Genomic DNA, 325 nt, shown 5'->3' with positions numbered 1-325 from the left:
CGCCGACGGCGCGGCATTACCGATGGGGCGACGGAGAAGGGTAGCCGGGCGGGGTTCTGGACGTCCCCGTGAAAGCGCGTCGGGCGCGCAGCGTGGAAATCAGCTGCGCACGGGGCCTGAGACGCGAGACGAAGCGAGCGAGCGAAGCCGGTGAGCCCATGCTTCCGAGAAAAACCTCTAGGGAGTGCCGTCGGCGCCCGTACCAAACCCGACACCGGTGGGCGGGTAGAACATACCGAGGCGATCGGGAGAACCACGGTTAAGGAACTCGGCATACTGGCCCCGTAACTTCGGGAGAAGGGGCGCCGCCGGCTGTGAACGCCCT

The 325-nt window shown here is 67.1% G+C and carries 1 rRNA gene; it reads left to right on the top strand.

Going from position 1 to position 325, the window contains the following annotated elements:
* Nucleotides 1–325, top strand: a 23S ribosomal RNA gene (locus tag NE591_RS13565); the annotation flags it as partial.

Origin of the sequence: Adlercreutzia sp. DFI.6.23 (assembly GCF_024462535.1) — a bacterium.
GTDB classification, from domain to species: domain Bacteria; phylum Actinomycetota; class Coriobacteriia; order Coriobacteriales; family Eggerthellaceae; genus Adlercreutzia; species Adlercreutzia rubneri.
The sequence above is the reverse complement of the archived record's forward strand: the minus strand, read 5'-3'. Positions and strand labels throughout refer to the sequence as shown.